This window comes from Vibrio sp. 10N.261.52.A1, assembly GCF_002876325.1.
GTDB classification, from domain to species: domain Bacteria; phylum Pseudomonadota; class Gammaproteobacteria; order Enterobacterales; family Vibrionaceae; genus Vibrio; species Vibrio chagasii.
In genome coordinates, this window is the sequence record NZ_MCYD01000880.1 from 1 (window position 1) to 8046 (window position 8046).

The window sequence follows — 8046 nt, forward strand, 5'->3', positions numbered from 1 at the left end:
AATTTATTTTTACGTAAAGATATTTTATGTAAAGCAATGAATTGTAAGGTTTTCAGGCTTATTTGCTGTTCAATAGGATAGGTTGATGTAACAAAATTGTTTCAAATTGGGCTTGATAAATGCTGAGGATGATTCATAGTATACAAAAGTTAATTTAATTGTATACAATCTGAACTGGAGGTTCGAATGGCAATTATGAAAGCGATTGAAGCAGCGGTTGAAGTGCTTAAACGTGAAGGAGTAGACATCGCATTTGGTGTTCCCGGCGCAGCAATAAACCCAATGTACGCAGCAATGAAAAAACTCGGAGGGATCGATCACGTCTTAGCTCGACATGTAGAGGGTGCCTCACACATGGCTGAAGGCTACACACGTACGAATCAAGATAATATTGGTGTGTGTATTGGTACTTCAGGTCCAGCTGGGACGGATATGATCACAGGCCTTTATTCGGCATCGGCTGACTCTATCCCTATCCTATGTATTACTGGTCAGGCTCCACGTGCTCGCCTTCATAAAGAAGACTTTCAAGCGGTCGACATCGAATCCATTGCCAAGCCTGTTACTAAGTGGGCAACCACGGTACTGGAGCCCGCGCAAGTGCCACGCGCTTTTCAAAAAGCCTTTCATTTGATGCGTTCAGGACGTCCTGGCCCTGTACTGATTGACCTACCTCTAGATGTACAGTTAGCCGAAATTGAGTTCGATATTGATACCTACGAGCCGCTTGAACCATACAAACCAAAAGCGACTCGCGAGCAGGTTGAGAAAGCACTCACCATGATGGCACAAGCTGAAAAACCTCTGATTGTCTCAGGTGGTGGTGTTATCAACGCAGGTGCATCTGAGCTGTTGCAGCAATTTGCTGAGATCACAGGTGTACCAGTGATCCCAACCTTGATGGGGTGGGGTTCTATCCCAGATGACCACGAGTTAATGGCGGGCATGGTGGGTCTACAAACCTCTCACCGTTACGGTAATGAAACCATGCTGAACTCTGATTTTGTATTTGGCGTTGGTAACCGTTGGGCTAACCGCCATACCGGCTCTGTTGATGTTTACACGGAAGGTCGCAAGTTTGTTCATGTCGATATTGAACCAACCCAAATTGGTCGCGTGTTCTGCCCTGATTTAGGCATTGTTTCAGACGCAAAATCGGCACTTGAGCTCATGGTTGAAGTCGCTAAAGAGTGGCGTGATGCAGGTAAATTACCAAACCGAAGTGGCTGGGTAGGTGAGTGTCAGGAGCGCAAGTCGACCATGCTACGTAAAACTAATTTCGATGAAGCCCCAATGAAACCGATGCGCGTTTATGAAGAGATGAACAAAGCCTTTGGTCGTGATACTTGTTACGTCAGCACCATTGGTTTATCGCAGATTGCCGCGGCGCAGTTCCTTCATGTGTACAAGCCTCGACATTGGATCAACTGTGGTCAGGCTGGCCCACTTGGTTGGACAACACCTGCTGCACTGGGCGTTCGAGCTGCGGATCCGGACCGCGATATCGTCGCTATCTCTGGTGACTACGACTTCCAATTCATGATTGAAGAATTGGCGGTAGGTGCTCAATTCAACCTGCCATACATCCATGTGCTGGTGAACAACTCCTATCTAGGCTTAATTCGCCAAGCGCAGCGCCAGTTTGATATCGATTACTGTGTGCAACTGGCATTTGATAACCAGAATGCGCCAGAGCTTGAGGGCTACGGTGTTGACCATGTTGCTGTTGTTGAAGGCCTTGGTTGTAAGGCGATTCGAGTTCGTGAACCAGACCAAATTGCAGCTGCGTTTGAGCAAGCTAAAGAGCTAATGAACAAGCACAAAGTGCCTGTGGTTGTTGAGCTGATTTTGGAGCGCGTGACCAATATCTCTATGGGCGTAGAGATCAACGCCATCAACGAATTTGAACCGCTTGCGGAAAGCAGCAGCGATGCACCAACCGCGCTAGCGTACAAGTAATCACGAAGTAATGTGTATCCGTAGAGCGAGATTGAGCTCTACGGAAAGCTTCCAATAAAGCGAGGCTTCACCAAACCACATTAGCTTCACCAAACAAAGAGTAAGGACAGAATCATGGCAAAATTTGCAGCAAACTTGTCAATGTTATTCACGGAAGTTGATTTTATGGACCGTTTTGAAGCCGCCGCAGAAGCAGGTTTTCAAGGCGTCGAATACCTTTTCCCATATGCCTTTGATGCGGATGAGATTAAACAAAAGCTTGATGCTAATAATCTAGAGCAAGTGCTATTTAACTTGCCTGCTGGTGATTGGGATGCAGGCGATCGTGGTATTGCGGTTGACCCAGCACGCGTTGAGGAGTTTCAAGCTGGCGTGCCTAAAGCGATCGCTTATGCCAAGAAACTGGGCTGTAAACAGGTGAACTGTTTGGCGGGCATTGTCCCACAGGGAGTGACTGCGCAAGACGCTCAGGCAACCTTTGTGATTAACCTTCACTATGCCGCAAATGCTTTGGCTGCCGAAGGCATTAGCCTAGTGATTGAAGCGATTAACACGCGCGATATTCCGGGCTTTTTCCTAAACACCACAGAGCAAGCGAAAGCCATCATTAAAGAGGTGGCGAGCGATAATCTTTCTATCCAATACGATATCTATCACATGCAGATTATGGAAGGCGATCTTACGCCGACCATACAGCAGAACATCGGTCAAATCGCTCACGTGCAGCTGGCTGATAACCCTGGTCGACACGAGCCGGGAACCGGAGAAATCAATTATCCATTCGTACTTAACTACCTTGATGAGCTTGGCTATCAAGGCTGGGTTGGCTGCGAATACAAACCGAAAACGACAACGACCGAAGGCCTTGGTTGGCTGAACCAGTACCGTTAATTGCGCCTGGTAACCCTCAAACGTTAAGGAGAACAACATGTCTAAAATTGCATTTATCGGAACTGGCATCATGGGTAAACCTATGGCGAGTAACCTTCAAAAAGCGGGGCACGACTTGATTCTTTCGGATCATTTCAATGCAGCTCCTGCCGAGCTGGTTGCAGCAGGCGCAACGGTTTGTCATTCCCCAGCCGAAGCTGCGGAACAGGCGGATGTCATTATTCTTATGGTGCCGAACACCCCTCAAGTAGAAGAGGTGCTGTTTGGTGATAACGGTGTCGAGCAAGGTCTTACTGCTGGTGGAGCAACGGGTAAGCTAGTTATCGATATGAGTTCTATCTCACCTATCGCGACGAAAGCCATTGCAGCACGTATCAACGAAGGTGGTGCGTCATATCTTGATGCTCCGGTTTCTGGTGGTGAAGTGGGCGCGATCAATGCCGCACTGACAATTATGGTGGGTGGTGAGCAAGACGCTTTTGATAAAGCTCGACCTCTATTTGAAGTGATGGGCAAAAACATCACGCTAGTGGGAGATAACGGTGCTGGCCAAACTTGTAAGGTTGCCAACCAGATCATCGTAGCACTGAACATTGAAGCGGTCTCTGAAGCGCTAGTATTCGCATCAAAAGCCGGTGCTGATCCAGCGCGAGTTCGCCAGGCTCTACTGGGTGGCTTCGCTAACTCTAAGATCCTTGAGGTGCACGGTGAACGCATGGTGGAAGGCACATTTGACCCTGGCTTTAGAATCTCGCTTCACCAGAAAGATCTAAACCTTGCGCTAACGGGCGCACAAGAGCTAGGCGTTGCGCTGCCAAACACAGCCATCGCGCAAGAGCTATTTGGCGAATGTGCTGAAATGGGCGGTGAAGGTTGGGACCACTCTGCGCTGATTCAAGCGATAGAGAAGCGTTCTGATCACTCAATTCGCTAATCCTTAACGAGTAATCCGTCTCAATAATTGGTTTGTCGTTTCTGCTGAAACCAAAACCAATGAATCCGGGCTAGCTTCGATAAGTTAGCCCCCAGTTTCAAACAGTTTGTTTATAAATCGCGTAGTTTCGTCTCCTTTTATACGCGTTCCCGATACGAGGCAAAGGTTGAAGTTGTTCCTTTCCAACTTAATCTTAGCAGGCACCCTTTCGCCTTGTATTGGGGTTCTTTTTTCCTCCGTCAACTAAGGAGTGGCTGATGGACATTGATGCTAAGCAGTTTCTGCAAACCCTTTTCTCGAGTGCTGTAAACCAGGCACTACCCAAAAATCACATCGAATCTTTTCTCCCTCAAGACATATTTTATCGCTCGGCAAATCAAGCTGGGCGAACTGTCGTTATCGGGGCAGGGAAAGCAGCAGCATCGATGGCCGCTGAATTGGAAGCCGTATGGCAAGCCAAGAAACAGCAAGACCTTGCGCTACGTGATTTAGAAGGCTTGGTTGTGACTCGTTATGAACATCTCGCACCATGTGAGTACATCGAGGTGATCGAAGCGGCGCATCCAGTTCCTGATGCGATGGGGCTTGAAGTTAGTCACCGGATGTTGGAGTTGGTGAGCAACTTAAGTGAAGACGACACTGTGATATGTCTTTTGTCAGGAGGTGGCTCCGCATTACTTAGCTTGCCAGGTGGCGATATTAGCTTGGCAGAGAAGCAACAAATCAACAAAGCACTGCTTAAATCTGGTGCAGCTATTGATGAGATGAACTGTGTTCGTAAGCATCTATCTTCGATAAAGGGCGGCCGACTTGCTAAAGCAGCATATCCAGCAAGAGTGGTGTCATTGGCGATTTCCGATGTGCCGGGTGATGACATCAGTGTGATTGCCTCTGGACCAACCGTACCAGACACCACCACGCGTTTTGACGCCCTCGCCATATTGGAACGCTACCAAATAGAAATACCAGGCTCGGCATTTGAATGGCTGAATAACCCAGAATCTGAAACCGTAAAGCCTGATGACATTTGTTGGAACAACGCTGAGCACCATATTATCGCGACTCCAATGTCTGCACTTGAGTCTGCGGCGGCAGAGGCTGAAGGTTTGGGTATTCCTGCGTATGTGTTGAGTGATTGTATCGAGGGAGAGGCGAGAGAAGTAGCGAAGGTGCACGCAGCATTAGCTAAACAAGTCGCTAATAATAAGCACCCATTCGAGACTCCTTGTGTATTGCTTTCAGGTGGTGAAACAACAGTCACGGTTAAAGGAAACGGTCGTGGTGGGCGCAATTGTGAGTTCCTTTTAAGTTTGTACAACGAACTGAAAGGGCAGGACAACATATTCGCGTTGGCCGCTGATACGGATGGTATTGACGGTGTGGAAGACAATGCTGGGGCATGGATAACACCAGAAACTTGGCAAGAAGGTACTCGCTTAACACTCAAAGCCGATGATTATCTAGAGGCGAATAATAGTTATGACTTTTTCAAGCAAACGGGCGTTCTGCTGACGACAGGGCCTACCCTGACTAACGTCAATGACTTCCGTGCAATATTGATTCTTTAGCAACCGGATAAAAGGGTCGCTCCTCAGTGCATAGGGGCGACCCTTTTTTGTTATCAATGCGGTGACCTTGAGTTCTTGAATTATCTTCTGGACTAATGAAGCACGTTGATTACTATGGTTTAAGTAATGAGCTGTAAAGGAAGTCATATGTCTAGGATCAGACAAAAGAATCAAGATTTAATCATCGAAGTGGCGTGCGAACAATTCGCTACTCATGGTTATGCCGCAACCAAAATGGCGGATATCGCGAAGGCGGCCGACATTCCCAAACCCAACGTATTCTATTACTTCAGCTCGAAAGACAAGCTCTACAATGCCGTTCTAGAAACCGTCACGCAGCCGTTACTTGAAGCCTCTCGTCCTATTGAAGAGCTGAACGATCCCGTTGAAGCTTTATCTCAATATATTCAAACTAAGTTAATCATCTCACGCGACCATCCATACGCTTCTAAAGTGTTTGCCAATGAAGTGATGTCGGGCGCTAAAGTGCTTCCGACAGAGATCGGCGATGAGCTGTATAACCAATCGCAGATGATCCTCGATAAGTTCTCGACGTGGTCGGCAAAAGGGCTGATGGACGACGTACCTGCGCATCACCTGCTGTTTACCATTTGGGCGGCAACCCAAACCTATGCCGATTTTGGCTGGCAGATTTGCAGTGTCATGCAGAAAGATAAGCTCGATGATAAAGATTACGAAGAAGCCGCTGAGTTTATCACCCAGTTAGTGATTAAAGGTTGCGGTGTTAAAAGCTGAAACATTTGATTTCTAGCAGGAGCTGGTACATAGCTAAATTTGACGTTTGGTCAGCCCAGGGGCTAACCACTATCTTTGAGTGTTAAGGTATTATTTCGACGTCGCGAGTACAGTAAGGATACTACTATACTCGCATCAATCGTAACGCATAGGTTTAGGCTTGGTTAATAACATTCTTAATTATACCAACAGCCTTTACAGTGGCACTGACTGCAACAGCAGTAACCCCTACATCAGATGCGGTTGATTCTACCGAAGTTAAATCAATCGACCCTGCAATTTGTTCAATATTTTCTGTAGCAGCTGCTAGTACTTCATAAGGCACAAATGGCAACGTTAGTAGTATTAATAGATGTTTAATTTTCATGGTATCCGTCCTTTTCTGTTAGCGGTGATGTTTTGTTTTCTTCCACCATTTCGCGAATTGGCATTGCACACGTAATCCCTTTTTCATTTACCCCCTTCACTAGTTTGATATAAAAATCCTGCTCAACCACTCTTATTTTTTCCCAACGGTCTCGATATATTATTTGTTCACTCTGGCTCCATTCTTTAACACACATCCAAAATGAAACAGGGAAGCATGCTTCTCCAAATCCTTCGAAGCGCACGCCACAGTCGTTATATAGCTCAGGATGTTCGGTACATATTTTTTTCATCATGTCTATGACTTCATTAATTTCATTATGCTTGGTTTTATGATGCAGTCGAATACTCCCCGATAGTAAGTAAAAGCCTCTTTTGTCTATATTTCTGACAGGACTATCCATAAATATTTTATTAGGGAATGTTAAGTGTTCCCCGCCAAACTCTTCTAAAACTGTACATCTAAGTCCGATATGATGTACGGCTCCTGTATTTCCATTAATACAAATCCAATCTCCTGTTCTGAATGGTTTTTGAACCAGTAACATTATTCCTGCGATAATGTTTGCCACTGCGTCCTGTGCAGCAAATGCGATTGCCATACCTCCGATCCCCAAACCAGCGAGGAGAGCGAAGGGATCATGACCTGCAGTGCTTATTGCTATCATTATTCCGTTTAATGATGTCAAAACAACCGCGATCAGACATATAAAATCGACAAGAGAGCTGTCAAAGTTGTAAGGATTTTGAGTGAGTTTTCTGTGAAAAAATGTAGAAAATAAAACTCGTAACATCCTAACGAGTAAAAAAGTGAGGCTGAGTACAAGCAAAACATTCAAAGTGAGCTTAATCTGAGGGTAAATATCTGATATTAAGTCTTTGCTGCTATCAATCAGCATAGTAAAGGCTGTTAAAACAATCAGAAGGATTACTGGGATACGCAGACACTTGTATGTTTCCGAAGTGTAGACATAACGGAGAATTCGCCATAGTCTCAAAAAACGAGCGAGGCGAAGAATGGCCATGTCACCCAACCATCCAATACCACCACTTAAGAAAGGTTCAATGAGGACCGGGATACTCAGTATTACTATTAAAAAGTCTAGTTTATTCCAATTATCAGAAAAGTAACCCTTAGTACCCAAATCTGTCCATTTGACACCAAGTTCCACTGCAAAATAGAGCACGCAAACGAAGTCTACCCAAAGAATCCAATAGCCGATAGTCTTTGGTAATGTTGGTGTTGTTTCAAGTGCGACCATCACAACAGCATTAATGAAGATAACAGATAACACGATCGCTTCATGGGTCATAAATTTTAATGCGCTTTTTATTATCATATTCCTATCTCATTTTCATTTTGACTCTCAAATTTGAATTTATTGAACCAACGCTATAAGACAAGGCAGCATAAAAACAAACCCACATAAAGACCCGACTAAGAAACTTATTACTTCCATAAACTCACCTCCGATGGAATTTTGCAATATTTGAGCCAAAATAAGTTCAGAAAAATAAGTTAATGTTGCATTGCCATTGGTTGCATTGCTTGGGCTGTTGATACCATATTAG

Annotated in this window: 7 protein-coding genes; 5 read left to right on the top strand and 2 right to left on the bottom strand. The window is 45.4% G+C overall.

What is annotated here, in order from left to right:
- The first annotated feature begins 186 nt into the window (after nt 1–186).
- The 5 genes from gcl (at nt 187) to BCT81_RS18985 (ending at nt 6108) form a co-directional block, all read left to right on the top strand.
- Complete coding sequence (gene gcl, locus BCT81_RS18965) at nt 187–1959, top strand: glyoxylate carboligase (RefSeq protein WP_061032996.1); 1773 nt, start codon at nt 187–189, stop codon at nt 1957–1959.
- A gap of 114 nt (nt 1960–2073) precedes the next feature.
- Nucleotides 2074–2850 carry a hydroxypyruvate isomerase gene (gene hyi, locus BCT81_RS18970; RefSeq protein ID WP_102425468.1) on the top strand — a complete coding sequence of 259 codons (777 nt, stop codon included), beginning with the start codon at nt 2074–2076 and terminating at the stop codon, nt 2848–2850.
- A gap of 37 nt (nt 2851–2887) precedes the next feature.
- Nucleotides 2888–3784, top strand: a complete 897-nt coding sequence (locus tag BCT81_RS18975; RefSeq protein ID WP_008220968.1) for a 2-hydroxy-3-oxopropionate reductase — start codon at nt 2888–2890, stop codon at nt 3782–3784.
- A 257-nt stretch (nt 3785–4041) separates the two neighbouring features.
- Nucleotides 4042–5352 carry a glycerate kinase gene (locus BCT81_RS18980; protein ID WP_102425469.1) on the top strand — a complete coding sequence of 437 codons (1311 nt, stop codon included), beginning with the start codon at nt 4042–4044 and terminating at the stop codon, nt 5350–5352.
- A gap of 147 nt (nt 5353–5499) precedes the next feature.
- Nucleotides 5500–6108 carry a TetR/AcrR family transcriptional regulator gene (locus BCT81_RS18985; RefSeq protein WP_102425470.1) on the top strand — a complete coding sequence of 203 codons (609 nt, stop codon included), beginning with the start codon at nt 5500–5502 and terminating at the stop codon, nt 6106–6108.
- 154 nt (nt 6109–6262) lie between these two features.
- Here the strand turns inward: BCT81_RS18985 and BCT81_RS18990 are convergent, their stop codons facing one another.
- A complete protein-coding gene (locus BCT81_RS18990) occupies nt 6263–6475 on the bottom strand; it encodes a hypothetical protein (protein WP_004737467.1) in 213 nt (70 codons plus the stop codon).
- Nucleotides 6465–7814 (bottom strand): mechanosensitive ion channel domain-containing protein, encoded by a 1350-nt coding sequence (locus tag BCT81_RS18995; protein WP_004737468.1) that lies wholly within the window; start codon nt 7812–7814, stop codon nt 6465–6467. Before BCT81_RS18995 ends, BCT81_RS18990 begins: the two co-directional genes overlap by 11 nt.
- Between the last annotated feature and the right edge of the window lie 232 nt (nt 7815–8046).